The organism is Ruegeria sp., from assembly GCF_040830605.1.
Taxonomy (GTDB): Bacteria; Pseudomonadota; Alphaproteobacteria; order Rhodobacterales; family Rhodobacteraceae; genus Ruegeria.
The window spans coordinates 77,240-100,449 of the sequence record NZ_JBFOMD010000011.1 but is presented as its reverse complement, the minus strand read 5'-3'; the positions used below and the strand labels follow the sequence as shown (position 1 = coordinate 100,449).

The following is a 23,210-nucleotide window of genomic DNA, read 5'->3' as shown; positions in this document are numbered from 1 at the left end:
TCTCCTGAGCGTCCCAACCGTCTCTCCAGTGTGTCCCGCCGTCTCTCCAGCGCGCCACCAGCAAACCCTCAAGCGCCGGTGAAGGGCTATTTACGGAACACCTCAAACACCCGCAACCCCATTTCACATAAAAAATGGAAAAACTTGGAGAAATATTGGTTTGTTGTTCTTATTCAGTGAGTTGCGCACCGCCAGAACGGCAAAATCCGGCTGAAATCGCATCCGAACAAACCACTCTCATATGCATCAACCACAGAATCCCCAGCAGAGGGAAAGAAACTCACAAAGTTACCCACAGACTCGCTGACCCGAAGCGGCGACTCGGCCTCGAATCCTGGCTGGATCAAGCCGCCAGTTTGCGGCGAGGCAACGGCAGGCGCAGGGCCAGCAGCCCGAGGATGATCGCGAGATACACGAGCGGTTCAAGCTGGAACCCCTTGGCCAACATCACATAGTGCAGCCCGCCCAGAACCGCCGCCGGGTAGACCAGCTTGTGCAGCGACCGCCAGCGCGGCCCGAGCTTGCGCACCGACCAGTTGTTCGACGTCACCGCCAGCGGCAGCAGCAGCGCGAAACCGGTCATGCCGATGGTGATATAAGGCCGCTTGAGGATATCCGCCCAGATCTGGCTGAGAATCTGCACGTCCAGCACCAGCCAGACCAGCAGATGCAGCGCCACATAAGAAAAGGTCAGAACCCCGATAGCGCGCCGGAACTTCATCAGGTTGAGCCCCGCGAACCGCCGCAGCGGCGTCACTGCCAGCCCAAGGATCAACAGTTGCAGCGCCAGTTCGCCCAACTCATGTTCCAGCGCCTTGATCGGCTCGACCCCCAGACCGCCGGTCATGCCCAGATAGAACAGCCAGGGCGCAGGCAGAGCTCCGATCAGATAGATCAGCCAGACCGGCACGCGGCGGAGTATCGAGTTCACGTTGCTCATGGGATCAATAGTATTTCGACAGGTCCATGCCTTCGTAAAGGCCCGCGACCTCTTTTTCGTAGCCGTTGAACATCAGCGTCGGCTGGCGCTTGGCGAACAATCCGCCGCCCAGACGCCGTTCGCTGGCCTGCGACCAGCGGGGATGATCCACGTTCGGGTTCACATTGCTATAAAAGCCATACTCGCCCGCATTGGCCATGTTCCAGCTTGTCGGCGGCTCTTTGTCGGTCAGCGTGATGCGGACGATCGACTTGATTGACTTGAACCCGTATTTCCACGGCACCACCAGACGCAGCGGCGCGCCGTTCTGGTTCGGGATCGGCTTGCCATAGATGCCGGTGGCTATCAGCGTCAGCGGGTGCATCGCCTCGTCCAGCCGCAGCCCCTCGCGATAGGGCCATTTCAGCACCGGGAATTGCGTGCCGGGCATTTCCTCGGGCCGGTAGAGGGTTTCGAAGGCCACGTATTTCGCCCCCTCCTTGACGCCTGCCATGTTCAGCAGATCGGCCAGTTCGAACCCGTTCCACGGCACCACCATCGACCAGGCCTCGACACAGCGGAAGCGATAGATACGCTCTTCGATGGTCATCTCGGACAGGATGTCTTTAAAGTCATAGTCGCCCGGGCGGTCCACCAGACCGTCAATCTTAACGCTCCACGGCTCGGTGGTCAGCACGTGGGCATATTTCGCCGGATCCTCCTTGCGGGTGCCGAACTCATAATAGTTGTTGTAGTTGGTGATCTCATCCCAACTGTTCAGCTTCAACTCTTCGGCAGCCAGCGGGCGAGCCATCGCGGCCAGTCCCAGACCCATCGCCCCGGCCATGAAGTGCCGCCGGTTGAGAAAGGCGGCCTCGGGGGTCGCGTCGGCACGGGTCAGGTCATTCGTCCAGCGGTGGGCCATTGGGGTCTCCGGTCATTTCAGTCGCAACCGACTTAGCCCTGCATACAGGCAAAGCCAAAGCAAATGCTCTCACAATCAGGCTATCGGATTGTAACTTGGCAGAATCTCATTCATCGGCACCGACCGGCCATTGGCCTGCATGATCCGCACATGCCGCCGCCGCATCTGGCGCGGCTCGGGGACGCCGACAGAGTGGGCAATGGTCTCGACCTCGTGGATCATCTCGCGCGCATAACGGGCGACGCGTTGGTATTTATGCTTGACCACCAGCCCCTTCTGGAACCGCGGATTATGGGTAGTAATACCGGTCGGGCAGGTGTTCCTGTTGCATTTCAGTGCCTGAATGCAGCCCAGCGCAAACATGAACCCCCTGGCGGAGGTGATGAAATCCGCCCCCGCCGCCAATGCCCAGGCCACGTCGCTAGGATTGATCAGCTTGCCGCTTGAGATCAGGCGAATGCGGTCCTTGAGCCCGTGTTCATCGCGCAGATTGGCAACCAGAGGCAGCGCCTCACGCACCGACATGCCGACCAGATCGATGAGCGGCATCGGCGCGGCGCCGGTACCGCCCTCACCACCATCGATGGTGATGAAGTCGGGCGCGCTGTCTGCGCCGCGCGCCTCGATGGTGCGGAACAGGTCGCGCATGACTTCTTCTGAGCCGACAACGGTTTTGATTCCAACAGGTTTTCCGGTCACGTCGCGCACGCGCGTGATCATGTTCAGAAGGTCATCAAAGCTTTTGACCTCATGATGGCGGTTCGGGGACTGGCTGTCCTTGCCCTGATGGATGCCCCGGATTGCCGCGATCTCGTCGGTGATCTTTTCGGCCGGCAGGATGCCGCCCTTGCCGGGTTTGGCGCCTTGCGACAGCTTGATTTCAAACATGCGCACCGTCTCATGCGCGGCGATCTCGCGCAGCTTATCATCACTCAGATTGCCGTCGGTATCGCGGACGCCGTATTTGGCGGTGCCGATCTGAAAGACAATGTCGCAGCCGCCTTCGAGGTGGAAGGGGCTGAGGCCGCCTTCGCCGGTGTTCAGCCATACGCCAGCCTCTTTGGCGCCACGGCTCAGGGCCTGCACGGCGGGTTTCGAGATGGCACCGTAGCTCATGCCCGAGATGTTGAAAAACGATGGCGCCAGAAAGGGTTGGCGGGCGGTGGGGCCGATCATCAGCGGCTCGGTTTTGGCGGCCTGATCGTCGAGCGGAGGGAATGGCGCATTCACGAAAATCGCAGTGCCGGGCACGTTGAGGTTGCGGGTCGAGCCGAAGGCGACGGTGTTCCCCTTGCCGTCCGAGGCGCGCCCGACCCAGTCCCGCTGGGCGCGGTTAAAGGGCAGCTCCTCACGGTCCATGGCAAAGAAATACTGGCGGAAGAACTCTCCCAACTCGCTGAAAATATGGCGGAATCTCCCGATCACCGGATAGTTGCGGCGGATCGCATCGCTGGTCTGGAACCGGTCGATGAAGAAGAAGACCAGAGCGGTCAGGGCGACAAGGCCGATGAGGCTGACGACGAGGAAAGCCATGGCCTCGATTGCATTCATCGCAAAACCCATGCGAAAACTCCGATATGTTAATCTGGCGCGTTGGGGCCAGACTGGGCGGGAACGGCCCCCTGCGCAACCCACGGGTGTTCACAAAGGGAGAAGAAATTTGAAACAGATTTTGGTGAGTTTGGCGCTTATTTTGTGGGCTTCTGCCGTGACGGCACAAGATATGGTGAGCTACACGACCTCCGAGAGTTTCGACGATGTGACCTTTGGAGTCGAAAGCGCCATTCTGGACCGGGGGCTGCGGATCGAGCATGTGGCCCATGTGGGCGAGATGCTGGAGCGGACGCGGGCCGATGTGGGATCGGACAAAGTACTGTTTTCAAACGCGAATGTCTATTCGTTCTGCTCGGCGTCACTGTCGCGCAAGGTGATGGAGGCGGACCCGATGAATATCATGTTCTGCCCTTATGACGTCTTCGTTGCAGAACTGGCGGACCGGCCCGGAGAGGTGATCGTGGGCTATCGCGGCTATCCGGAGGGGCCGATGCAGGAGGTTCAGGCGCTGCTCGACGAGATCGCCCGCGAGGCGGCGGGAGAGTGAATTCTTCCGGTTTGTACAGGGTTTGGAAGGGCGATCTTTCAAATTGTACAAAGGGTTTTGGTGGTGCGAGTGGCGGTTTGAGGGCAAAGCTCAGGTGGGTTCCAACCATTCCTGGATGCCGGCCTGAAGCCCAACTTGCAACTGCGTCGCGAGGCCACAAAGGGCTGTGTCGGTCGGCGGGCAGCCATCGGAGAGCTGCCCACCGAGCCGTGTTGCGGAAGGTGTCAGAACTTTCCGTTCTCGTGCGCCATTTCCTCGGGGATCGGCGAAACGACATCCCAATGCTCAACGATCTTGCCGTCTTCGACGCGCCAGAGGTCAAAAAAGGCCCAAGGTTGGCCACCCATGATTGCGTCGGTCGCGACGAAGACGAAATTCCCCTCGGCAACCGCGAATTGGGGTTCGAATTTGGTGATGGCCTGACCCTGCGCGGCAAAGGCTTCAACCGCTGCCATGAGCCCGTCCAGACCATCGTCGATCATCGGGTTGTGCTGCATGTAAACCTCGGGATCCATGTAATTGGCGACATTTTCCGGGGCCGCTCCGGCCAGCACGTCGCGAACAAAACCAAGGACAAGCTCTTTGTTGGCCTGGGACTGATCCAGGTCGGTGATTTCCGTGGCGCCGTCTGTCATTCCGCGACCGGATACGGTGGTGTCCGGAATCGGCTGCAGATTGTCCCAATGCTCGGCGACTTTGCCGTCCTTGACCCGGAAGACATCGAATGCGGCAAGTGACGAGGCGCCAAAGGCATCGGCATTTTCATAAGTGTTGTGGAGCACCACCAGATCGCCCTCGGTGATCACCCGGTGCGTTGTCACCGTCATGCCGGATTGTTCGACCAGCGGTATGAGCCCCAACAGACCTTCGGCACCGGTGGGAACTTGCGGATTATGCTGGATGTAGTCGGGCGTCACCAGTTGGCCCGCGGCCTCGGGGTCGTGCTCGACGAAGGCTGCGGTGAACAGGGCAAGGACCAGTTCTTTGGGGGTCATGCTGTGATTCCTTTCGATTCGCGTTGTGGCAATAGTTGGTATTAAATCTGCACCACATTGCAATTACGCACTTACCAGGAACATGGTTGTTTAGAGGATACCGCGTTGAAATTCAGGCACTTGAATCAGATGGATATGGTACTATGATCGTCTCTAGTATGAAAAGTGAACCAGAGGTTTCAATGCTGCCTGTAGGCGTCAACAATAAAGCGGAAGCATCGAACTGCTCCATTCGATCCGTTCTGTCCAATGTCACGGGTAAATGGCGGATGATCATCATTCTGGCGCTGGAAGACGAACCCAAACGGTTTGGCGCGATCAAACGCTGTATCGGAGATGTGACACAGCGCGTGCTGACCGAGAACCTGCGCGGCCTGCAGCGCGACGGCTACCTGACCCGCACCGTCGATCCGGGCCCTCCGGTTGCCGTATCCTACGAACTGACCCCATTGGGCCGCAGTTTGCTGGAGCTGCTGAAGCCGCTTGTTTTCTGGTCGCACGAGCAAATGGAGCACGTGAAGACGGCGCGCATGGAGTACGAGCGGTCGCAGTCAAAGTGACGCCGATACCTTCGTTTGTGCTGAGCGCAGCAAATGTCGGCGACGTCCGCGGAGCCGTCGTTGACGCCGCATGACCCGCCATGAAGCCCGACCAAATCCGTCGGATGACCAGTGTGAGCCCAAACTGTCCAAACTCACTCTGTCCATGTGTCGGCACTATTGCCTACTCAGCTTTTCATGAATTTGCCGAAGGCACCGATCGCCCTGAAGACTGGACGAGACCAGGCATGGGTCTTGCCACTCATTTTGAAACACGAAAGTGGCGCTACCAAACTTCACTTCGCTCGCTATAACAAATTGCTTTTGTTCGGCTTTGCCGAACTCAGTTCTAATTGCCTCCACAACGTCTGAAACATCCTCTTCTTCGAATTCCAAAGAAAAGTGACCGCTGCTGAGTTTGAGTAGACCAATTGCCATGGCGCCAAACATGGCATCGAAGGCTCAATGTGGTCAACTTCCAAGCAAGTAGATGATCGGCAGCAATGTCCGCTCAACAGACCTCGGGAGCAAAAAGCACGGACTTCGAATTCTCGAAGCTGCGTAGCCGCTCTAACCAGCCGGTTTGAACTTGGCGGCTATCCCGCCTGCCTTCTGCTGCGCCGTCGCGAAATCTGCGCTTGAGTAAGCCCGAACCGTTTTCAAATTCGACACTGTACCTGTTGCTCCCGCGACCATCAGAGCAGGGAGAATATCTTCCCCATCCGCAGCTTCGCAGATCATCAAAAAATCGGTCTCTCCCGTCGTTGCATAGTAGGACAGCATCTGTCCGCCTGTGGCCTCGACCAACGGTTTGACGGCAGCGGCCCGATCCGATGGGTTTGCAATCATACCCTGGATCGCCTTGGCCGTGTAATTTCCGGTAACGATAAAAGTCGGCATTTGTTCCTCCCCTGAAACTTGTTCCAACAATTGCCAACGATAACACGTTTCCTAGAGATGGCCGCAGGTTTTCGCCTGAGCAATCCTCTTGGGGGCAAACAGGCGATTGTATGATTGCCCTGCGCACGACTCGAATGGCAGCAATGGTCCGCAGTGCCGCCATATGCGGTTTTTCCTGTTGCGCTGGATCCGATGCGGCGCGGCTGTCTCGGCTGGCCGTGGTGAAACGCCCGCACGCCAAAGCCTGCGACACCCATCCTGCATAACAGACAGACCCCCACGAGGCTGATGGAGGTTGTCAGCGATCTGTGGCGGGCTGAAGCCCGCCCTACTCTTTTGTGGACAGGCCGAAGGCGCGGACGATCTGGCGGAGGGCTTTGGCTGCGGCTTTGGTTTCGCCGTCGCGCGATTTGCGGTCGGCGATCCCCAGCGCTGTGCTCAGCTTGTCGCCGATCTCGGGGTTTTGCCGGGTTTTTCTGTCGGCCAGCCGTCCGACCGCCTTGCGCAGCGCCTCCCAGGACGTGGGTTTTTGCGGGGTCTCGGTTTCGGATTCGGATGCTGGCTGTTGCGCCTCTTTCTGGGGTGCGGCCGGTTCGGCCAGTTGCACCCTAAGCTTCATGCCATGGCTGTGCAGGTAGCGTTTGACCTTGCGCGCCAGTCTGGGCGGGGGCCGGTTCGCGCAGGTCAGGGTGAGCACCCTGCCCCTGGTCGACGCGGTGCCGAAGGCGATCTTTGGGGTCTCTCCCTGTTGGCGTGCCTCGCGGGCCATGGCGTCGGGCGCGCGGTCGCGGTGCATGACCAGAACCGAGGTTTCGGCCTTTTTGCCCAGGCAGAACCCAAAGCTCAGGTCGCGCTGCCGCGACAATGCGATCAGGTTTTTCAGCTCATCCATGTCCGGCCCGGAACTGCCCATCTGCCTGCACCCGCCTGTTTCCTGCACACAGAATAGACGCAGGCCGGGCGATAACTCAAAGCAGAGATGACGATCCGGAACAAAGTGCAGCGCGGCATCGTGGCTCAGCCGCCCTGGGTCAGATCCTGCGCGAGCATCAGGGCGTTGCCGTCGGGGTCGTAGAAGGTGGCGGTGCTAACCATGCCCTCGATCGTATCGGTCTCGCCGTCGAACCTGACGCCTTCGGCCTCGAGCTTGCGGCGCGCGTCATGAATGTCGGCGATGCCGAAGACCGGAACCATGTTGCCCGGCGAGGGCTCGGCCTGCTCTCCCAGACCGAGGGTCACGCCGCTGGTCCTGGTTTCCAGTTCGCTCCATCCGGCCTCGTCAGCGTGGTAGAGAAGATCGAACCCCAGTTTCTCGGAGTACCATTTGGCACTGGCGTGCCGGTCGCGGACGGACAAGGCGATGGTGATCGTGTTTTCCAGAGAGATAACGGACATGGTACTTCCCTTTGATCCTAAAATATAGTAACTATACTTTATGGACATTGATCTGGTTGTCAAGATTACCTCTCGCGCCTGGTCGCTGAAGATCCTTGCCCTGATGCAGGCCGGTGTTCCGGGCCGGCAGGCGCCGTTGTTGTCCGCGTCGGGCGCCAGCCGGACGGCGTTTTCCCAGAGCCTGAAACATCTGGTCGACCTCGGGCTGCTGGAGCGTAACCCCGGCCATGGCCATCCGCTGCGCCCGGAATACCGGCTGACGGCGCTTGGCGCGCAGATCGCGCAGGTTGCCCGGCGCATCGAGAGGCTGGCGCCGCAGCCCGACGAGACCGCCCTGCTGCGCAGATCATGGACGGTTCCGATATTGGCGGTCAGTCAGGCGCCCAGACATTTCTCCGAGATCAAGACCGCGCTACCGCCGATCACCGACCGCGCCCTTTCACAATCTCTGCAGCATCTTCAGGCGCAGCATTGGCTGCAGCGCCGCGTCAACACATCGTCGCACCCACCGCGCCCGTTGTATCAAGCGGCCAATGCTGGGGCGCAGATTGGGGCGGCGCTGGGTTTGGTGGTTTGATGTTGGGTGGCCGGTGTCGCGGGGTCGAAAGGTCCCGATAGAGCCGGCTAGTGGATTGTCTATGCGAGGCAAAGTTGCCACTCGATGGATTCGCCGAATACCCGCTTTGGATCGCTAGAAACACACCAGTTTCTTTGTGCTGTGCCAATCAAAATGCTTGCCAACATCGTGGTGAGAATGCTGGTTTTCTGAGCCTAGTTTAAGAAACAAGCGCGGGAAGCCTATCCACCGTATCGCAGCAACGGTACATGCCGGTAGCGTGATAATACACGGCACCAATCGCAAGATTTTCCATTCATCATTTTCGCTAGGTCATGTTGACAAATGGCGCAGCCAGAGGCGGATTGATGTGATGTCGATGAAGCCAAGGTAGCTTTCGGCGGTCTTGTGATAACGGGTGGCGACACGGCGGGCATTCTTCAGCTTGTTGAAGCAGCGCTCCACCAAGTTGTGAAGGCGATAGAGCCACCGGTGGACACCGACATGTTTCTTGCGTGATTTCCGCATGGGGATGACCGGCAGCACGTCGCGGCTGTCCATGGTTTTGCGAATGCTGTCGGCGTCGTAGCCACGGTCGGCCAGCAGGACGCTTGGCATGGGCAGATTGTCTGCCATGACCAGATCGAAACCGAGATAGTCGGATGTCGTAGGGACTGACGTTGTTGCCGATCGTCTTGGTGGCGACATGGGTGTATCGCGCCGTGGTTGTCAGCTTGGCGTAGCCGAGCAGGATCAGGATGACGCGCACATCGGTATTTGCTTCCAGGAGATGCGTCGCGAAGCTTCGCCGAAGGGTGCGCAGTGTCGCGACCTTTTTAATCCCTGCCATGTTCTTGGCTGACGTGAAGGCGCGTTTCAGTTGGCGCGGCGGGATCGGGCTGATCTTCGGCTTACCCGGGAACAGCCAGCCCTCGGGCCGAGCTTCGGGACAGTACTCGCGCAGCAAGCCGAGCAGGCCTGGAGTTCCATGCGCTCACCACTCCCTGTGCACGGGATCAAGCGGTTTGGATCAAGTGCGCGCAATCGGCACCGAAGGGAGTGGAACAACCTGAGGGATGTCTACGTGCTTGATTTTTCAAGCTAAAAAGAGCGGATCTGTCAGGAGTTCGGCAGATGAACTTCGCCATAGGTTTCCAGAGACGTCCACCGTGCGTCAGCCATGGAAGAACGGATGCAAGCCATAATAAACTGCATCCCCAGGCGGCCATCGATGATCCCTGGTAGTTGGTTTGATTGCGATCGACAGGGATTTGCCCCGGCCTCTCGGATCAGCGCTGCTGCCTCCGAGTAAATTGTTGCGAAACCTTCGATGTATCCTTCGGGATGACCGGGAGGCACTCGGATCGTACCGAGACATGCTTCCGTAGCTCCTGCACCGCCTCTGGTCATTATCTGTTTTGGTTGTCCGAAACGGGTGAATGTCATGGCATTTGGATTCTCCTGTTGCCAGGCGAGTCCCCCCCTGTCGCCATAGATGCGAAGGCGCAGCCCGTTTTCTTCTCCTACAGCGACCTGAGATGCCCAGAGCATTCCTTTTGCGCCTCCTTTGAATCGCAGAAGAACCTGAACGTTGTCATCCAGTTGCCGGCCTTCGACAAATTTATCGAGATCGGCAGACAGTTCTTTGATCTCAAGACCCGTCACAAAATGAGCCAGATTCAGGGCGTGCGTGCCAATGTCTCCGACGCAACCGCCTGCGCCTGCGCGCTCGGGATCGGTGCGCCAATCGGCTTGTTTGTTGTCCAACGGTTCAGCCAGCCAGTCCTGAGCATACTCAACTTGCACTACACGAATTTTGCCCAAATCTCCGCGCGCCACCATTTCACGTGCCTGTCGCACCAGAGGATAGCCGGTATAATTGTGGGTCAGGATCAGATGCTTGTCGCTGTCTTTCACCGCTTTCGCAATGGTCTCTGCCTCAGCCAGTGTGGCCGCCAAGGGCTTGTCGCATATGACGTGAATGCCCGCCTTCAGAAATGCGAGTGCGACGGGAGCATGCATGTGGTTTGGCGTCACGATTGCCACCGCATCAATTCCATCAGAGCGTTTTGATTCCGCACGGGCCATTTCCTGGAAGTCGGTATATGTGCGATCGGATGCCAAACCCAACTCCGCGGCCGAGGTTCTGGCACGCGTGGGATCTGAGCTGAGCGCACCAGCCACCAACTCCCAGTGGCCGTCAAGCCGGGCAGCCATCCGATGAACCGCGCCAATGAACGCCCCTTGACCGCCGCCGACCATGCCAAGCTTTAGTTTCTTAATCATGTAGTCCCCAGCATGGCTTTGATCCGACCAGCGTCCGTGTCACCGCCTGCGAAATCGTCAAACGCCTTGTCGGTCACATCGATAATGTGACGGGAGATGAACGGGGCCCCTTCTTTGGCGCCTTGTTCCGGTGATTTGAGACAGCATTCCCATTCCAGCACTGCCCAGCTGTCGTACCCATGTGTGGCAAGGCGGGAAAAGATGCCGGCAAAATCCACTTGACCGTCGCCCAAACTGCGAAAACGACCCGCGCGTGAAATCCAAGGCTGATAACCTGAATAAACCCCTTGGCGTCCGTCCGGATTGAACTCGGCGTCCTTTACGTGGAAGGCGCAGATACGCTCGTGGTAGATGTCGATGAAGGCCAGGTAGTCCAGTTGCTGCAGCAGGAAATGCGACGGGTCATAGTTGATCCTGCAGCGATTGTGATGATCCAGCCCTTCTAAGAACATTTCGAATGTGGCGCCGTCAAAGACGTCTTCGCCCGGGTGGATTTCAAAGCCGACATCCACTCCGTACTCTTCGTAAACATCCAGGATTGGGCGCCAGCGCCGGGCGAGTTCGGCAAATGCCTCGTCGATCAGACCCGCCGGCCGCTGTGGCCAGGGATAGAGAAACGGAAAGGCCAGCGAGCCTGTAAAGCTCACTGAAGTGTCCAGGCCAAGCCTACGGCTGACTTTGGCGGCCTTTTTCAGCTGCTCAGTCGCCCATTGTGTCCGTCCGGTCGAATTGCCCTGCAAGGATTTGGGCGCAAAGGCGTCAAAGGCAATGTCATAGGCCGGGTTCACGGCCACCAATTGGCCTTGCAAGTGGGTCGAAAGCTCGGTGATCTCGACACCGGCATCAGCGCAGATCCCTTGGATTTCCTGGCAATAAGTTTCGCTTTGAGCCGCTTTGTCCAGATCGAAAAGACGCGCATCGAATGTGGGTATCTGGACGCCTTTGTAACCAAGACTTGCGGCCCATCCGACAATAGATTCCAGCGAGTTAAACGGTGGTTCATCTCCGGCGAACTGCGCCAAAAACAGCGCCGGCCCCTTGATTCTTCCCGGCATTATTCTCTCCTTGACCTTTGACCTGTGCGTGATTTCCAGGCGCATTTGTTATGCGCCAGCAGCCTTTAGATTTTCCGGTTGCGGCGATACCCGTCCTTCATTGCAGCAACTCTCTTGCCTCTGCGGGAGAAAGCGGCGCCGGCCGATCGCATCGCGTCGTTATGTCGATAAATGCCCCCTCTTCGCCGGAGCGAAGGATAGCGGTCATCACCTCGACCACATGCAACGCAAATGCACTGTTGCAGCGGTGTGTTTGCTCTTCGATTATGGCGCTGGCCATGTCGGCCAGACCAGCGACACGGTAATTGGCGTTTGCTCCTTCGTTGACCCGTGCAAACGGGTGATCCCACTTCGGAACCTTAGCGAACTTCCCGCCGGAGGTGGCTTTCACCTCTCCCCCGAAAAAATTCGGATCCGGCACATAAAGCGTACCTTCGGTACCGTAGAGTTCCATGTTGGAGTGCCCGTGGTGCTGCACGTCCCAGGACGTGCCGTATAAGATCTGCGCGCCGGTTTCGAATGACAGAAGGGCGTGTACGGTGGTCGGCGTTTCCACCTTTATCTTCTCTCCGCGCCGCGGTTTGGATGTGATGGTGCGATACTCGGTTGCGGCAGACGTCGTGGCCGCCACCCGACGAACGGGTCCCAAGAGCTGTACAAGGTTCGAGATGTAATACGGCCCCAGATCAAGGACCGGACCTCCGCCCGGCTTGAAGAAGAAGTCAGGATTGGGGTGCCACATTTCCATGCCGGCGCTTTGCACAAAACACGTGCCGGATGTCACTTTGCCCACTGCCCCATCATCGATCAACTTACGGGCCAATTGATGAGCGCCGCCCAGAAACGTATCCGGTGCCGAGCCGATGCGCAGTCCTTGTTCCTTTGCGATTGCGGTCAGATCCAGCCCTTCCTGAAGGCTCAGTACATATGGCTTTTCCGAATAGACGTGCTTTCCGGCCTTCAGTGCCTGTTTCGACACCTCGAAATGGGCGGAAGGAACCGTCAGGTTCACAACGATGTCAATATCGTCGGCAGCCAACAGATCTTCAACGCTCTGCGCGCGGAGGCCGAATTCCCTGGCCCTGGTTTGGGCGGCCTTCGCATTTACGTCAGCGCAGGCACGTATCTCGATCCCTTTGAAGAGCGGCGCAAGGCGCATGTATGCCGCCGAGATATTGCCGCAGCCCATCACGCCGATACCCAGCTTGTTCATGGTGTCTCCTCAGAAGCTTTTGAAGGTTTCGATGGAATTCCGGGCAAAGCGCGCGTCATCTGACGGGTTGTCGTGCTCCATGATGAAGAGAGTGACCCCCTTGCTGCGCAGACTTGCGGTCAGCCCGGCCCAGTCCACAATTCCACGGCCGAGATCGGACCAGCCATCTTCGTCAGCATTCAGGCCATCGGGTGCTATGTCCTTGACATGTGCGGCGGTGATCCGGTGGCCGTATGTTTCGATCCATTCAAACGGGTCTGCACCACCGCGGATGACCCAAGCGATGTCAGCTTCCCATTCCAGCGCGGGATCGGCCTCAAGAAGGATCCGCATCGGGATGCCGCCATCCTCTAATGGTCTGAACTCAAAGTCGTGGTTGTGCCAGCCGAAACCAAAACCTGCATTTCTGAGCTTGTGTCCGATGGCCGACAATCTGGATGCGAAATCGGTCCAGCCTGCCGTGTCACACGCCCGATCCTCTTCTCCTAGGTAAGGCGCAAAGATCTTCTGCACTCCAAGCAGCCTTGCCTGAGCCACCGTGGCGTCGAAATCGTCTTCCAGCGCCTCGATGCTGAAATGCCCCGAGGGCATGGACAGCCCGTTCTCATCCAGCAACTGGCGGAACCTTACCGGGTCATCGTAGACCGCACCAAAACCCTCGACTTGCTTGTAACCAAGCGTAGCCAGAGTCTCTATCACGTTGGACCAGGGCGTAAAATTTCGTGACGAGTAGAGCTGATAAGAGACGCTCATTTTGGATTCCTTTCCGGGTCCAAGACGTTTCAAAGCCGGTTTTCACTGGTCTTGGAGAACAGGTTGACGAGATTGGCGTTGAAACCGAGGGGCAGGTCAGCGCCCGGTTCGATCGGTGTTTGTCCGTCCAGACGCGCCCAGACCGACTGACCCGCAACGTCGCACCGCACCAATGTGTCGGAACCAAGTGGCTCGACCAGGTCTACGGTTGCCAGCAGCCGCACCTGAGCGCTCGCGGCCTGATCACCGGTCAGAATATGTTCGGGACGAATACCAAGCAGGGTGGCACCAGCTGACGGAGTTGCAGCAAACTCGTAGCCTTCGACCGAGAAATCACCCTGCGGGCACGAAAATGCCGTTCCCGACAACGTGCCGTCAAAGAAATTCATGGTGGGTGAGCCTATGAATTCGGCAACATACTTGTTCGCCGGGCGGTTATAGATCTGGTTCGGGGTATCGAGCTGAAGGATCTTGCCGCCCTTCATGATCGCGATCCGATCCGCAAGTGTCATCGCCTCGATCTGGTCGTGAGTCACATAGATCATGGTATTGCCAAGCGTCTGGTGCAATTGCTTGATCTCGACCCGAAGCTCGGCGCGCAGCTTGGCGTCCAGATTGGAAAGCGGTTCGTCAAACAGAAACACCTCGACATCCCGTACCAGGGCCCGACCAATGGCGACGCGTTGGCGCTGGCCACCAGACAAGGCGCGCGGTTTGCGCTTGAGTAAAGGTTCGATCTGAAGTGTCTTGGCCGCTTGCGCTACCTTATCGGTGATCTGCTCTCGTGACACCCCCGCGTTTTTTAGCCCGAAGCTCAGATTACCTTCGACGGTCATCTGCGGATAGAGCGCATAGGACTGGAAGACCATGCCGATGCCGCGGTTAGATGGCTCTTCCCAGGTCACGTTGCGTCCTCCAATGTGAATCTGGCCGTCCGTGACATCCAACAAACCGGCGATGCAGTTCAGCAGGGTGGATTTGCCGCAGCCAGAAGAGCCCAGCAGCACCAGAAACTCACCCTTGGCGACGTCCAGATTGAGATCCTGAAGAACGTTGATCGCACCAAAGCTAAGGTCGAGGTTCTTGATGGCGATATTTGTGTCCATTGTGATCAACCTTTCACGGCGCCAGCAGCAATGCCGCGCACAAACAGTTTTCCGGAAACGAAATAGATGATCAGCGGCACCAGCCCCGTAAGCAGGGTTGCGGCCATGTTGACGTTGTATTCCTTGATACCCTGAACCGAGTTGACGATGTTGTTCAGCTGCACGGTCATCGGGTAAGTGTCTGGCTTTGTGTAGATCACACCAAAGAGAAAGTCGTTCCAGATGCCGGTGACCTGCAGGATGATCGCAACGACGAAGATCGGCAGTGACATCGGCAGCATGATGCGAAAGTAGATGCCCCAGAAACCGGCTCCATCAATGCGTGCAGCTTTGAACAGCTCCTCCGGAATTGCAGCAAAATAGTTGCGGAACAGAAGTGTCAGGATCGGCATGCCAAAGACTGTATGAACCAGCACCAGCCCACCGAGTTTGCCCATAAGGCCGATCTCGCGGAGGATGATCACCAACGGGTAAAGCATGGTTTGATAGGGGATGAATGCCCCGATGATGAGGATGGTGAAAAACAGTTCGGAGCCGCGGAATTTCCAGTTTGCCAGCGCGTAGCCGTTCACCGATGCCACCGCTATGGACAGTATCACCGAGGGTATGAGGATCTGGACCGAGTTCCAGAAGCCACGCGATAGCCCGTCGCAATTGATCCCGGTACATGCTTCGGCCCAGGCCTTGACCCAGGGCTCAAGCGTGACCTCCACCGGCGGGCTGAAAATGTTGCCAAGCCGGATCTCTGGCATGCCTTTAAGCGAGGTCACGACCATCACGTACAGCGGCAGCAAATAGTAGAGCGATACCACAAGCAAAGTGCCATAAAGCATGATGTTTGCCGGACTCAAACGACGGCGCGGCTTTGGCCCTCTGGGACCGTCAAACGAGAGCTGGACGTCAGTCACGTTTCTTTCCCCCGAACTCGAGATACGCCCAGGGCACGAGGATGATGATGACCGAAACCAGCATCATGGTGGAGGCCGCAAAACCTTGCCCGAGATTCTGCGCCCGAAACATGTAGTTGATCACGTATTTCGCAGGCACCTCCGAGGCGATGCCTGGGCCGCCGTTGGTTTGTGCAACCACGAGGTCATAGAGCTTGATGATGCCCGAGGCGATCAACACGAGCGCGGTGATGAACACCGGGCGCATCATGGGGATGATTACGCGGATATAAGTCTTCCAGGTGGGAATGCCGTCAACTCGCGTTGCCTTCCAAATGTCCTCGTCGATTCCACGCAGACCCGCGAGCATTATCACCATGATCAGTCCGGTCCCTTGCCAGAGACCGGCAATCAGGATGCCAAAAATCACGATGTCCGGATTGTTTAGCGGGTCGAATGTGAAGCTTTGCCATCCAAGGCTGCGCACCGTGTTCTGGATGCCGAAGTCAGGGTTCAGGATCCATTGCCAAGCCAACCCCGTGACCACGAAGGACAAAGCAAAGGGATAGAGAAAAATCGTCCGGAACACCGCCTCCCCACGGATCTTGCGATCCAGAAGTGCAGCCAGGAAGAAGCCAATGGACAGTGTCAGGATCAGAGAGCAAACCCCATAGATCGCGAGATTTTCGATGGAAACAAGCCATCGCCGGGTGGACCAAAGCCGCTCGTATTGGTCGAAGCCAACGAAATTGAGCTTGGGCAGCAGTCGGGAGCCTGTAAAGGAATGCAGAACCGTCCAGGCGGTTCCGCCGACAAAGACGACCAGAGCCGTCAGGATCATCGGAACCGATGCGATTTTGGCGCTTAAGTTTTTGAATACGGAAAGAGGCTTCCGGGCCGACTCCATTTCACCCTCCCTGAACACGAGTTTTCCGGAGCAGGTGCGCCAACGGTACAGCGCACCTGCGTCAGGAGTGATCAATCGGCCGAAGCAACAATGCTTGCGTAGCGCTCCTGAGCGTCTTCTGCGCTCATGTCTGAGGTCCAGAACTCGGCCATGAGATCTTCGATCTGGGTCTGTGTATCCGCGCTTAGGTTCATGTCTCCTGACGGAAGGACGTTCCCCTTGGCGAGAATTTGCAGACCCTTTTGCATGCAGTCGTTCGCTGTCGAGAGGTCGATATCGCCACGGACCGGAAGCGATCCCTTCTTCAGGTTGAAAGCGACCTGAACCTTGGGCGACACAATAAGCGAGGCCAGTTCCAATTGCGCGGCTTTGATGTCATCGTCTTCGATAACCGGGAAATAAAAAGCGTCTCCACCGGTATCCAGAATTTCATTCACGCCGAGCCCCGGAAGACAGGTATAGTCGGCGCCGGCAACCTGCCCGGCAATCTGGAATTCACCCTGCGCCCAGTCTCCCATGATCTGACCGCCAGCTTTGCCGGTAATGACCATGTTTGTGGCCAGGTTCCAGTCCTGGACGTTGGAGGAACGGGCTAGTTCGCGCGCATCGGCGGCAGCCTGAAACACTTTTGCGTATTCTGGCCCGGCTGCAACCTCTGCATCCTTGTCGACCAGAACCTTGCGCCAGGCGTCAACACCGGCAATGGCAATCTGCAACGTGCCAAAGGCCAGGTTTTGCTGCCAGCCTTGCTGGCCCATTGCCAATGGCACTATACCGGCTTCTTCCAGTTTGGGTGCCGCAGTAACAAACTCCGCCCAATTTGCTGGCACATCAAGACCGGCTTGTTCATACGCGCTGTGGCTAAGCCATAGCCACTGGGCTGAGTGGATGTTGACCGGCGCGCAGTATATGCGACCCTCATAGGTGCAGGCATCAAGCAACGAGGGCGGGTTGACGATGTCTCTCCAGCCTTCCTGTTCGGCCAATTCGGTCAGGTCCGTGAGAAGGCCTGCCTCGATCAACTCTTCCGCCTGGCGACCATGATTTAGCTGCGTTGCGCCCATCGGATCGCCACCGAGAATGCGGCTGATGATGATCGGGCGGGCTGTGCCTCCGGACCCGGCGATAGCGCCGTCGACCCAATTGTGTTCCGTGTCATCGAAGGCTTTCGCCAGTTCACTGACGGCCGCGGCCTCGCCTCCGGACGTCCACCAATGAGTGACCTCCAAGTCCGCTGCGACAGCCGATGTGGCAGCGCAAAGTGTACCGGTGGCTATCAACGTCTTCCGAATTGCTTTCATCTTCTCTCCTCCCTGATCGGGCCCAATTCTCAACTTGAGCCTGGGCCTTTCCCGCCTGGTTCACGCAAGAGCGGCACTGTAATCGATTACATTTGAGGTCGAATCGCCTTGCATGTAATCGATTACATAGATAATCATGTCTTGCGGAAAGCTGTCAAGCGCCCCTTGATGGGAAAACCAGAAGGTCTTTCATGCCCAGAAGAGAACCCGAAAAATCAGTTACAGTACAAGATGTTGCGCGACAGGCCGGCGTGTCGGCGGCAACTGTCAGCCGCACGATCAGTACGCCGGAAGTCGTCAGTGAGCAGACGCGGGACCTGGTTCTCGAGGCCATTCGGCATACCGGATACCGAGTCAATCAGGCTGCACGTAACTTGCGCCGGAAGAGGTCAGGTGCCGTCCTTGTACTTGTACCCAATCTTGGAAATCCGTTCTTCTCGCAAATCCTTGCCAGCTTGAATGCGACATTCTCCAATGGCGGGTACTCAGTTCTGATCAGCGACTCGAACGTGCAGGAAGCACCGGGGCGCCAGGTGGTCGACTATTTACTTGACGGAAGGGTTGACGGGGTCGTCTGCCTGGATGGCTCTCTCACGAATGACGATCTCGAACAGTTCCATTTGAACGGTCTGGAGAACCGCATCGTTTTTGCCTGCGAATGGCTCGAGGATGCCCCTTACCCGTCGGTGCGAAGCAACAATCGAAAGGGCGCGATAATGGCCGTCGAGCACCTTTATGAGTTCGGCCATAGAAAGATTGCCCACGTCACCGGGCCGCGCGGAAACGTCCTTACGGCAGCACGGCGTGAAGGGATGCTGCACGCCCGTCGCAAGCTGGACCTCCCGCTGAGAGATGAATGGATCATACGCGGCGATTTTTCGGTGCAATCAGGGTGGAAGTCGGGTGACGATATCTTGAGAATGAAGGAGCGCCCCACAGCAGTTTTTTGTGCTTCCGACATGGTTGCGCTTGGCCTGATTGCACGTCTGAACGCAGCGGGTCTGTCGGTGCCTCAAGACATGTCGGTTGTTGGGTTTGACGACATCGAACTGGCGGCATTCAGCCTTCCGTCCCTGACCACGATACGCCAGGACCGTAGCGCCCTCGGAGAGCAAGCTGCGGGTCAACTGCTCAAACGGCTTGAAAACGATGGAGAGCTTAGCGCTGCGTGCGAGATTAAAACGATCGACGTAACTCTGATCAGCAGAGATAGTTGCTCGACGCCCGTGGCCAACTCCACTTAAGTGGTCCGTTGCGATTGGTAGTGCGGGCGTGGATTGAAGCTTTGCCGTCTTCGGCTCAACGAAAGGCATATCAGGCTGACGTGCCGCAATGACGATCGCCTCGACGCCAGCATGATCATTCTGATACCGATTGGCGAACTTGCCGGTGTCATATAGCTTGATCTCTCTCTTTGGGATATGAGCCTGGACGCCTTCCACGACGACCGTTTCAAGCGGCTCAAGTGCTGGCAGCTTGATGCCCTCTACAAGGAGCTTCTGGACCTCACCGATGTGGCGGATGCCTTCCGGGCCTTCACCAAGTCGAATAAGGGTGAGAAGTACGAGGCGACGCACAAGCTGTTCAACGATGCCGACCACCAGAAAGCGTTGGGCGTGACTGCCGAGCAGAACGCCCGCATCGACGCTTGGGTTCCCGAGTGCTTCTAAAGACAGCAGGCAGGGGCGCGAATGCGCCCTATCCCCGGCAGGAGATACAACCGTGTTCGATGTGGCCCAATACAAACACACGACTTGGCCCGGGGTCAGTGAGCCAGTCGAGAACGCAGACCTCAGAGTGTTTTCGCTGGGCGCGGGCGCCCAAGCCACCACACTCGTCTTGATGACTGCTCACGGTGAAGTCGGTCCAATGCCCGCCGCAGCGATTTTTGCCGACACCGGATGATTTAAACCGGGTAAAAATGACTATTCCTAATCCGTTGATAAAAAATGAAATAATCCACGGCTGAAAACTCCCCATTCACTGATCTTCTTAATTAGATCACTTGTGGCATTACCGATCGGACTTGCGAGCTGGTAATCAGTCACAGCGATAACCATCGCTTTTAACATGTCAAATCGGCCTTAAACTTGCGCCTAATTATTCCAACGCACCCACATTTTGACTTTCTTGTTTTCTGGTCACGTCGCAAGTTGCATGAATTATGAGATACAACAGAGCGGATATTCAGTCGGAGTGCCATATTGATCGCTGTGGGCTCAGAATCAGCATTGTCCACACGAAAAAGGCCCGCCGGTCCCGGAGGGCCTTCTTGTTGTGCGGCGGGGTGTGGCCCCGCCCCTTGGTCAGTGGATCACCGCGTCGTCCGGGCGGGGGCGGTCGGAGGTGCCGAGGCGGTCTCCGATGATCAGGCCGTCGCTGCCGGAGGACACCGGGACGGTTTCGCCATCCTTGACGTCTCCGGCCAGCAGCAGTTCCGCCAGCGGGTTCTGCAGCGCGCGCTGGATCACTCGCTTGAGCGGGCGGGCGCCAAAAACCGGGTCATAGCCTTCGTCGGCCAGCCATTTGCGGGCGCCGTCGTCCAGTTCCAGCGTGATCTTGCGGCCGGCCAGACGCTTGCGCAGGCGGGCGAGCTGGATGTCGACGATGCCGTCCATATCGGCGCGGGCGAGCCGGTCGAAGATGATGGTCTCGTCCAGACGGTTGAGGAATTCGGGGCGGAAATGCGCCCGCACCGCATCCATTACGTCGCGCCGCGCGTCCGAGGCATCGGCGCCTTCGGGCAGTTGGCTGAGCGCCTGCGCCCCGAGGTTCGAGGTCAGGACGATCAGCGTCTGCTTGAAGTCCACCGTGCGGCCCTGACCGTCGGTCAGCATCCCGTCATCGAGCACCTGCAGCAGCACGTTGAACACGTCCGGATGCGCCTTTTCCACCTCGTCGAACAGCACCACCTGATAGGGGCGGCGGCGGACGGCCTCGGTCAGGACACCGCCCTCGTCATAGCCGACATAGCCCGGAGGGGCACCGATCAGGCGGGCGACGGCGTGTTTCTCCATGAACTCGGACATGTCGATGCGGACCATCGCGTGTTCGTCGTCGAACAGGAACTCGGCCACGGCCTTGGTCAGTTCCGTCTTGCCGACGCCGGTCGGCCCGAGGAAGAGGAACGAACCCAACGGGCGGTTCTCATCATTCAGGCCCGCACGCGCCCGGCGCACGGCATTTGCGACGGCGGTGACGGCGGTGTTCTGGCCGATCACGCGGGTGTGCAGCTGATCCTCCATGCGCAGGAGTTTCTCGCGCTCGCCTTCGAGCATTTTCGAGGTCGGAATACCCGTCCAGCGTTCGACCACGCTGGCAATCTGTTCCGGGCGCACGGTTTCCTCGGCCATCATGCCGCCCTCTTCGCGGCTTTCGGCCTCTTGTAGCTGTTTTTCCAGCCCCGGGATGACGCCGTAGGAGAGTTCCCCAGCCTTGGCCAGGTTGCCCTCACGCTTGGCGATGTCCAGTTCGGCGCGGGCCTTGTCGAGCTGTTCCTTGAGCGACTGCGCCGCGTTCAGCTTGTCGCGTTCGGCCTGCCACTGGGCGGTCATCTCGGCGGAGCGTTCCTGCAGCTCGGCCAGATCCTTTTGCAGGGTCTCCAGCCGGTCCTTCGAGGCGGCGTCGTCTTCGAGCTTCAACGCCTCTTCCTCGATCTGCATCTGCAGAATCTGGCGGTCGAGCTGGTCGAGCTCTTCGGGTTTCGAATCCACCTCCATGCGCAGGCGCGAGGCGGCTTCGTCCACGAGGTCGATGGCCTTGTCGGGCAGGAAGCGGTCGGTGATGTAGCGATGCGAAAGCGTCGCCGCCGAGACCAGCGCGGAATCCGAGACGCGGACACCATGGTGAAGCTCGTATTTCTCCTTGATGCCGCGCAGGATCGAGATGGTGTCCTCGACCGTGGGTTCGGTGACCATAACCGGCTGGAACCGGCGGGCCAGAGCCGCGTCCTTTTCCACGTATTTACGGTATTCATCCAGCGTGGTGGCGCCGATGCAGTGCAGTTCCCCGCGCGCCAGCGCCGGTTTGATCAGGTTGGCAGCGTCCATCGCGCCGTCGGATTTACCGGCGCCGACCAGCGTGTGCATCTCGTCGATGAACAGGATGATTTCGCCTGCGGCCTCGGTAACCTCGGTCAGGACAGCCTTGAGACGCTCTTCGAACTCGCCGCGGTATTTGGCACCGGCGATCAGCGCGCCCATATCGAGCGCGAGCAGTTTCTTGTCGCGCAAGGATTCGGGCACATCACCGTTGATGATGCGCAGGGCCATGCCCTCGGCAATCGCGGTTTTACCAACGCCGGGTTCCCCGATCAGGACCGGGTTGTTCTTGGTGCGGCGGCTGAGCACCTGCATCGAGCGGCGGATTTCCTCATCGCGCCCGATGATCGGGTCGATCTTGCCTTCGGCCGCCGCCTCGGTCAGGTCGCGCGCGTATTTCTTGAGTGCGTCATAGCCCTCTTCCGCAGACGCGGTATCGGCGGTGCGGCCCTTGCGGATGTCGTTGATCGCTTCGTTGAGTTTCTGTGCGGTGATGGCGCCTGCGTCCAGCGCCTCCTTGGCCTTGGATTTCACCATGCAGAGCGCCATCAGCACCCGCTCGACCGGGACAAAGCTGTCGCCTGCCTTCTTGGCGATCTTTTCAGCCTCATCCAGCACCTTTGCAGTCTGGCCGTCCAAATAGACCTGACCGGCATCGCCGCTGACTTGCGGGATCTTGGACAGCGCCACATCCAGCGCCTCGACCACGCGGTTGGGCGCGCCGCCGGCACGGGTGATCAGGTTGCTTGCCAGCCCCTGGTCGTCATCCATCAGTGCTTTGAGAATATGTTCGGGCGCCAGTCTCTGGTGCCCTTCGCGCAGTGCAATCGTCTGGGCGGCCTGCACGAAGCCTCGTGCCCGCTCGGTGAACTTCGACAAGTCCATCTTTCTCTCCTTTTCCAAGCGCCCAAGGTCTCTGCGCCCGCTTGGCGGCACGCGTCGGTCTGGGCCTCGCATTCAATCTGGGAGATATCTTTGACGGTTCAAGAGGCTAAGGCACAGAAACCAGCCCTATATTTGCGGTATCGTATAGACCGTGTAACCGCCCGTCTCGGCCACTTGCTGCGCGCCGTATGCCTCGACCAGAGTTTGCGCGGCGATGCTGCCGGTCGGGCAGGAAACCAGATCGGCAGTGTGATCCAGAAATTCTGCGGTAAAGGCGGTTTCGCCGGTCAGCTGGCACCAGTCATCCCCGGCCCGGTAGCCGCGCACAAATTTCAGATCGTCATTTGTCGGGTCCGGTGCGGCCCCTCTTTCCCATTCCGGGGCCTCGTCACAGGCCCCTATGGCCATGAGCACTCCAAGCAAAGCCAGCTTTCTCATGTTCTGTCC

Annotated in this window: 24 protein-coding genes and 2 pseudogenes; 6 read left to right on the top strand and 20 right to left on the bottom strand. The window is 58.3% G+C overall.

Annotated elements, in window-relative coordinates:
* On the top strand, positions 1-180 hold a 180-nt coding region (locus AB3N21_RS16745; protein ID WP_367936292.1), incomplete at its 5' end, for a hypothetical protein.
* Between the two features lie 163 nt (positions 181-343).
* Here AB3N21_RS16745 and msrQ read toward each other — a convergent pair.
* The 3 genes from msrQ to AB3N21_RS16730 form a co-directional block, all read right to left on the bottom strand.
* A complete protein-coding gene (msrQ, locus tag AB3N21_RS16740; RefSeq protein ID WP_367936291.1) occupies positions 344-940 on the bottom strand; it encodes a protein-methionine-sulfoxide reductase heme-binding subunit MsrQ in 597 nt (198 codons plus the stop codon).
* 4 nt (positions 941-944) lie between these two features.
* Positions 945-1,844, bottom strand: a complete 900-nt coding sequence (msrP, locus tag AB3N21_RS16735) for a protein-methionine-sulfoxide reductase catalytic subunit MsrP (RefSeq protein ID WP_367936290.1) — start codon at positions 1,842-1,844, stop codon at positions 945-947.
* Between the two features lie 75 nt (positions 1,845-1,919).
* Positions 1,920-3,407 (bottom strand): FMN-binding glutamate synthase family protein, encoded by a 1,488-nt coding sequence (locus AB3N21_RS16730; protein WP_367936289.1) that lies wholly within the window; start codon positions 3,405-3,407, stop codon positions 1,920-1,922.
* Positions 3,408-3,504: 97 nt separating this feature from the next.
* On the opposite strand from AB3N21_RS16730, the gene AB3N21_RS16725 reads away from it, so the two are divergent.
* A complete protein-coding gene (locus tag AB3N21_RS16725) occupies positions 3,505-3,945 on the top strand; it encodes a DUF302 domain-containing protein (protein ID WP_367936288.1) in 441 nt (146 codons plus the stop codon).
* A 224-nt stretch (positions 3,946-4,169) separates the two neighbouring features.
* Here AB3N21_RS16725 and AB3N21_RS16720 read toward each other — a convergent pair whose 3' ends face one another.
* Positions 4,170-4,940, bottom strand: a complete 771-nt coding sequence (locus AB3N21_RS16720) for a nuclear transport factor 2 family protein (protein ID WP_367936287.1) — start codon at positions 4,938-4,940, stop codon at positions 4,170-4,172.
* Positions 4,941-5,098: 158 nt separating this feature from the next.
* Between AB3N21_RS16720 and AB3N21_RS16715 the strand changes: the two genes are divergently transcribed.
* Complete coding sequence (locus tag AB3N21_RS16715; RefSeq protein WP_367936286.1) at positions 5,099-5,500, top strand: winged helix-turn-helix transcriptional regulator; 402 nt, start codon at positions 5,099-5,101, stop codon at positions 5,498-5,500.
* 156 nt (positions 5,501-5,656) lie between these two features.
* On the opposite strand, the gene AB3N21_RS16710 is transcribed toward AB3N21_RS16715, so the two are convergent.
* The 4 genes from AB3N21_RS16710 to AB3N21_RS16695 all read right to left on the bottom strand — a co-directional run bounded on the left by AB3N21_RS16710 (position 5,657) and on the right by AB3N21_RS16695 (position 7,774).
* A complete protein-coding gene (locus AB3N21_RS16710; RefSeq protein ID WP_367936285.1) occupies positions 5,657-5,929 on the bottom strand; it encodes a hypothetical protein in 273 nt (90 codons plus the stop codon).
* A 120-nt stretch (positions 5,930-6,049) separates the two neighbouring features.
* Positions 6,050-6,379, bottom strand: coding sequence for a GYD domain-containing protein (locus tag AB3N21_RS16705; RefSeq protein ID WP_367936284.1), 330 nt, complete (start codon positions 6,377-6,379; stop codon positions 6,050-6,052).
* A gap of 328 nt (positions 6,380-6,707) precedes the next feature.
* Positions 6,708-7,271, bottom strand: a complete 564-nt coding sequence (locus tag AB3N21_RS16700) for a hypothetical protein (protein WP_367936283.1) — start codon at positions 7,269-7,271, stop codon at positions 6,708-6,710.
* A gap of 125 nt (positions 7,272-7,396) precedes the next feature.
* Positions 7,397-7,774: a VOC family protein gene (locus tag AB3N21_RS16695; protein WP_367936282.1), complete on the bottom strand. Its 378-nt coding sequence runs from the start codon at positions 7,772-7,774 to the stop codon at positions 7,397-7,399.
* Between the two features lie 40 nt (positions 7,775-7,814).
* Here AB3N21_RS16695 and AB3N21_RS16690 point away from each other — a divergent pair, with 40 nt between their 5' ends.
* Positions 7,815-8,351 (top strand): winged helix-turn-helix transcriptional regulator, encoded by a 537-nt coding sequence (locus AB3N21_RS16690; RefSeq protein WP_367936281.1) that lies wholly within the window; start codon positions 7,815-7,817, stop codon positions 8,349-8,351.
* 312 nt (positions 8,352-8,663) lie between these two features.
* On the opposite strand, the pseudogene AB3N21_RS16685 reads toward AB3N21_RS16690, so the two are convergent.
* From AB3N21_RS16685 to AB3N21_RS16640, 10 genes and pseudogenes are all read right to left on the bottom strand, one after another.
* A pseudogene (locus tag AB3N21_RS16685) lies at positions 8,664-8,993 on the bottom strand (transposase); the annotation flags it as partial.
* Between the two features lies 1 nt (position 8,994).
* A pseudogene (locus tag AB3N21_RS16680) lies at positions 8,995-9,315 on the bottom strand (tyrosine-type recombinase/integrase); the annotation flags it as partial.
* 134 nt (positions 9,316-9,449) lie between these two features.
* Positions 9,450-10,616: a Gfo/Idh/MocA family protein gene (locus tag AB3N21_RS16675; protein WP_367936280.1), complete on the bottom strand. Its 1,167-nt coding sequence runs from the start codon at positions 10,614-10,616 to the stop codon at positions 9,450-9,452.
* Positions 10,613-11,671, bottom strand: coding sequence for a sugar phosphate isomerase/epimerase family protein (locus tag AB3N21_RS16670; RefSeq protein ID WP_367936279.1), 1,059 nt, complete (start codon positions 11,669-11,671; stop codon positions 10,613-10,615). The genes AB3N21_RS16675 and AB3N21_RS16670 overlap by 4 nt, the downstream gene beginning before the upstream one ends.
* Positions 11,672-11,768: 97 nt before the next feature.
* The gene (locus AB3N21_RS16665) at positions 11,769-12,884 is read right to left on the bottom strand and encodes a Gfo/Idh/MocA family protein (protein WP_367936278.1); all 1,116 of its coding nucleotides are present in this window, start codon (positions 12,882-12,884) and stop codon (positions 11,769-11,771) included.
* A 9-nt stretch (positions 12,885-12,893) separates the two neighbouring features.
* The gene (locus tag AB3N21_RS16660; protein WP_367936277.1) at positions 12,894-13,637 is read right to left on the bottom strand and encodes a sugar phosphate isomerase/epimerase family protein; all 744 of its coding nucleotides are present in this window, start codon (positions 13,635-13,637) and stop codon (positions 12,894-12,896) included.
* Between the two features lie 29 nt (positions 13,638-13,666).
* Entirely contained in the window at positions 13,667-14,743 is a 1,077-nt protein-coding gene (locus tag AB3N21_RS16655) for an ABC transporter ATP-binding protein (RefSeq protein ID WP_367936276.1), read from the bottom strand.
* A 5-nt stretch (positions 14,744-14,748) separates the two neighbouring features.
* Positions 14,749-15,651, bottom strand: a complete 903-nt coding sequence (locus AB3N21_RS16650; protein ID WP_367936275.1) for a carbohydrate ABC transporter permease — start codon at positions 15,649-15,651, stop codon at positions 14,749-14,751.
* Positions 15,644-16,537 carry a carbohydrate ABC transporter permease gene (locus tag AB3N21_RS16645; protein WP_367936274.1) on the bottom strand — a complete coding sequence of 298 codons (894 nt, stop codon included), beginning with the start codon at positions 16,535-16,537 and terminating at the stop codon, positions 15,644-15,646. Before AB3N21_RS16645 ends, AB3N21_RS16650 begins: the two co-directional genes overlap by 8 nt.
* Before the next feature lie 71 nt (positions 16,538-16,608).
* Positions 16,609-17,838, bottom strand: coding sequence for an ABC transporter substrate-binding protein (locus AB3N21_RS16640; RefSeq protein ID WP_367936273.1), 1,230 nt, complete (start codon positions 17,836-17,838; stop codon positions 16,609-16,611).
* Between the two features lie 191 nt (positions 17,839-18,029).
* Here AB3N21_RS16640 and AB3N21_RS16635 point away from each other — a divergent pair, with 191 nt between their 5' ends.
* Both AB3N21_RS16635 and AB3N21_RS16630 read left to right on the top strand, forming a co-directional pair.
* Positions 18,030-19,082 carry a LacI family DNA-binding transcriptional regulator gene (locus AB3N21_RS16635; protein WP_367936272.1) on the top strand — a complete coding sequence of 351 codons (1,053 nt, stop codon included), beginning with the start codon at positions 18,030-18,032 and terminating at the stop codon, positions 19,080-19,082.
* Positions 19,083-19,259: 177 nt separating this feature from the next.
* Positions 19,260-19,508 carry a hypothetical protein gene (locus AB3N21_RS16630; RefSeq protein ID WP_367936271.1) on the top strand — a complete coding sequence of 83 codons (249 nt, stop codon included), beginning with the start codon at positions 19,260-19,262 and terminating at the stop codon, positions 19,506-19,508.
* 636 nt (positions 19,509-20,144) lie between these two features.
* Here the strand turns inward: AB3N21_RS16630 and clpB are convergent.
* Together clpB and AB3N21_RS16620 are read right to left on the bottom strand one after the other, a co-directional pair.
* Positions 20,145-22,763, bottom strand: coding sequence for an ATP-dependent chaperone ClpB (gene clpB / locus AB3N21_RS16625; protein WP_367936270.1), 2,619 nt, complete (start codon positions 22,761-22,763; stop codon positions 20,145-20,147).
* A gap of 126 nt (positions 22,764-22,889) precedes the next feature.
* Entirely contained in the window at positions 22,890-23,201 is a 312-nt protein-coding gene (locus AB3N21_RS16620; protein WP_367936269.1) for a hypothetical protein, read from the bottom strand.
* Positions 23,202-23,210: the final 9 nt, after the last annotated feature.

Bases quoted from the DNA above. Each gene is read 5' to 3' on its own strand.
- msrP (WP_367936290.1), bottom strand. From the start codon at position 1,844: ATGGCCCACCGCTGGACGAATGACCTGACCCGTGCCGACGCGACCCCC.
- AB3N21_RS16720 (WP_367936287.1), bottom strand. From the start codon at position 4,940: ATGACCCCCAAAGAACTGGTCCTTGCCCTGTTCACCGCAGCCTTCGTC.
- clpB (WP_367936270.1), bottom strand. From the start codon at position 22,763: ATGGACTTGTCGAAGTTCACCGAGCGGGCACGAGGCTTCGTGCAGGCC.
- AB3N21_RS16675 (WP_367936280.1), bottom strand. From the start codon at position 10,616: ATGATTAAGAAACTAAAGCTTGGCATGGTCGGCGGCGGTCAAGGGGCG.
- AB3N21_RS16660 (WP_367936277.1), bottom strand. From the start codon at position 13,637: ATGAGCGTCTCTTATCAGCTCTACTCGTCACGAAATTTTACGCCCTGG.
- AB3N21_RS16730 (WP_367936289.1), bottom strand. From the start codon at position 3,407: ATGGGTTTTGCGATGAATGCAATCGAGGCCATGGCTTTCCTCGTCGTC.
- AB3N21_RS16705 (WP_367936284.1), bottom strand. From the start codon at position 6,379: ATGCCGACTTTTATCGTTACCGGAAATTACACGGCCAAGGCGATCCAG.
- AB3N21_RS16690 (WP_367936281.1), top strand. From the start codon at position 7,815: ATGGACATTGATCTGGTTGTCAAGATTACCTCTCGCGCCTGGTCGCTG.
- AB3N21_RS16695 (WP_367936282.1), bottom strand. From the start codon at position 7,774: ATGTCCGTTATCTCTCTGGAAAACACGATCACCATCGCCTTGTCCGTC.
- AB3N21_RS16620 (WP_367936269.1), bottom strand. From the start codon at position 23,201: ATGAGAAAGCTGGCTTTGCTTGGAGTGCTCATGGCCATAGGGGCCTGT.
- msrQ (WP_367936291.1), bottom strand. From the start codon at position 940: ATGAGCAACGTGAACTCGATACTCCGCCGCGTGCCGGTCTGGCTGATC.
- AB3N21_RS16665 (WP_367936278.1), bottom strand. From the start codon at position 12,884: ATGAACAAGCTGGGTATCGGCGTGATGGGCTGCGGCAATATCTCGGCG.
- AB3N21_RS16630 (WP_367936271.1), top strand. From the start codon at position 19,260: ATGAGCCTGGACGCCTTCCACGACGACCGTTTCAAGCGGCTCAAGTGC.
- AB3N21_RS16645 (WP_367936274.1), bottom strand. From the start codon at position 16,537: ATGGAGTCGGCCCGGAAGCCTCTTTCCGTATTCAAAAACTTAAGCGCC.
- AB3N21_RS16710 (WP_367936285.1), bottom strand. From the start codon at position 5,929: ATGTTTGGCGCCATGGCAATTGGTCTACTCAAACTCAGCAGCGGTCAC.
- AB3N21_RS16635 (WP_367936272.1), top strand. From the start codon at position 18,030: ATGCCCAGAAGAGAACCCGAAAAATCAGTTACAGTACAAGATGTTGCG.
- AB3N21_RS16715 (WP_367936286.1), top strand. From the start codon at position 5,099: ATGAAAAGTGAACCAGAGGTTTCAATGCTGCCTGTAGGCGTCAACAAT.
- AB3N21_RS16655 (WP_367936276.1), bottom strand. From the start codon at position 14,743: ATGGACACAAATATCGCCATCAAGAACCTCGACCTTAGCTTTGGTGCG.
- AB3N21_RS16670 (WP_367936279.1), bottom strand. From the start codon at position 11,671: ATGCCGGGAAGAATCAAGGGGCCGGCGCTGTTTTTGGCGCAGTTCGCC.
- AB3N21_RS16640 (WP_367936273.1), bottom strand. From the start codon at position 17,838: ATGAAAGCAATTCGGAAGACGTTGATAGCCACCGGTACACTTTGCGCT.
- AB3N21_RS16700 (WP_367936283.1), bottom strand. From the start codon at position 7,271: ATGGATGAGCTGAAAAACCTGATCGCATTGTCGCGGCAGCGCGACCTG.